Origin of the sequence: Arsenophonus sp. ENCA (assembly GCF_002287155.1) — a bacterium.
GTDB lineage: Bacteria > Pseudomonadota > Gammaproteobacteria > Enterobacterales > Enterobacteriaceae > Arsenophonus > Arsenophonus nilaparvatae.
On sequence record NZ_NHNG01000049.1, the window covers coordinates 1 to 2,189 of the forward strand.

At 39.0% G+C, this 2,189-nt stretch carries 2 protein-coding genes and 1 pseudogene; 1 reads left to right on the top strand and 2 read right to left on the bottom strand.

Going from position 1 to position 2,189, the window contains the following annotated elements:
* Nucleotides 1-290 precede the first annotated feature (290 nt).
* The gene (locus CBG25_RS01295) at nt 291-569 is read right to left on the bottom strand and encodes a transcriptional regulator (protein WP_290603958.1); all 279 of its coding nucleotides are present in this window, start codon (nt 567-569) and stop codon (nt 291-293) included.
* A 161-nt stretch (nt 570-730) separates the two neighbouring features.
* Entirely contained in the window at nt 731-1,888 is a 1,158-nt protein-coding gene (locus CBG25_RS01300; protein ID WP_290603960.1) for a secretin N-terminal domain-containing protein, read from the bottom strand.
* 173 nt (nt 1,889-2,061) lie between these two features.
* On the opposite strand from CBG25_RS01300, the pseudogene CBG25_RS01305 reads away from it, so the two are divergent.
* A pseudogene (locus CBG25_RS01305) lies at nt 2,062-2,189 on the top strand (IS701 family transposase); the annotation flags it as partial.

Consider the following 2,189-nt stretch of genomic DNA (forward strand, 5'->3'; position numbering starts at 1 on the left):
TTTGACAAACTTACGTTTGGTGTGAGAAGGCGATTCCAGTTTGCGAGTAAATACGGTCATAAAAGATCTGCGTTTAAAACGAATAAAGCAAATTTTAATCGATAACATGAGCTTTTGCGACAGCCTCTAAAGTAGCGGGTTTCCCTGATATATGGTGTGATGCGACTCAAAATCAGAAGTGGCGGTATTCATAATTGATTTTAGAAGTTATGCCCTAATACCGCATCGATATTATCTCATCGAATAAAATCCCCTAGGTGCGTTTAACGCACCTATATTGATAGCCTTTTTTATGTCTTACGAATACGTTGCTGGCAATCATACAAGGCAAATAACACTAAACGAACATGAAATACCGTCAATAATCCAGTCAATGAAGCGGGCTCAAATTTCATTCTCGCTTCCGTTATCGTCTGTCTCACCACTTTATACGCCACTGAACGCAACACAGAGATTTCCTTTTGCGGAATACCAAAAGCAAATAATAATGCCGTTTCAAACTGCACTGGCGTTAATTCAGGAAAAAGATTGCGTAATTCCGGATATTGAGTAGGATCGAACACAGTCATATAGACCTCCAACCTAGGTTTATGTGATAGCTGTGTAGTCAGATTGAAGCTCTGGCTATACAGCGCTAAAAAACAACTTAACGCATAACAAACAACATGTAACAACTGACTCCAACCATACCCCATCAGGCTGCGCCTGCTAGGGTATGGCTTTCCGTCAGTTAAGCAACATTCAGTACCCGTGCCCTAATCAGAATATACATCACCGTATTATCTTTAGTCTCTGACCGGGCATCGAACAACCAACCTATCAACGGAATGGCAGAAATAAAAGGAACGGAAGAGGTAGAATTGACCGCATTATGCTGAATTAACCCACCAATCAGTAACGTATCGCCATTTTTCAACTGAACCGTGGTATCAATTGAGCGTTGATTAAAAACAATATCCGTCGCATTGGAAATATTTGAAATACTGTCCGCTTTGGATTTCACCGTTAACATGACACTGTCACCATTTAAGACTACCGGTGTGACATCAAGCGAAATCCCCACATCCCGCCGCTCAATAGTCTGAAAAGGATTTTTAACATCAACCCCCTGACCAATAATTTTACCCGTCACAATCGGCACATTCTGACCGGATGAAATCAATCCGCGTTTACCGGTTAAAGTCAAAATACGCGGCACAGATAATAACTTGCTGTGCTTATCCCCCTGAATCGCCGTTAATGCTAACCCTAAAACATTGCCTGAAAAAATGCCAAATGACCCACCGCTACTCGACAATATATCGCCAAGCGTTGCCATATTTACGCCCCCTACCACCGTTGACCCTGATTTTTTCCCTGCGCCAAAGGAAAAATCAAAATTACTGCCGTCAGTGGTTTCAAACATGATACTTTCAATTAACACTTGCGTTCGTTGTATATCAATAGATGGCACAAAAGATTGTATCTGCTTATGATTTTCTACCGTCGTCGTCACAACCAAACGATTATTGCCTTCATCAATCGCTACCTGTCCCCCCGAATAAGGTGACGATTTCAGAAAGATATCAATAACGGAAAAAATATCTTTAACCAGAACATGATGAAAAGAATACGTTTGCGTTTTTTGCGTAAAAAAATGTCCCCGTTTTGGTTCGGGATAATCCGGCAAATAATTCAGGCTTGACCCTTCCGGTAATTGATTTTCTAACGCCTTATCCAAGGCAGAAATGCCATAATTGCCTTGATGACTTTTAGCAATAATCACCGGATTACCGGGACTAACTTCATAACCTCTTGAAGCCATCACCGACACAAAAAAAGCGGGTAAGTTTTCAGGGGAAATATCAGCATTATAAACGGTAATTTTTTCATTAAGCCTGTTGCTCAATAGCAAAATTAATTGTGACTTACAAAAAAACCAGCTATTGATGATAAAATCATCAATTTTTGAATTAAAAATGACCTATATAAGATTAAAAAATAACTTATTTTTGTGTTTTTTAGATGTATCTAACTTGTTTTTATTGAAAGCAGTTTTATTTCACTATTGAGCAACAGGCTTATTATCAATATTCAGGTAATAAGCATGATGTTATTGCTGGCATAGGTTTGGTTAATTTGCTTTGGCATGATCTGACAAGTGTTGAATCAATTCCTATTGACTATCGTATTTATGATAAAGATTCTGA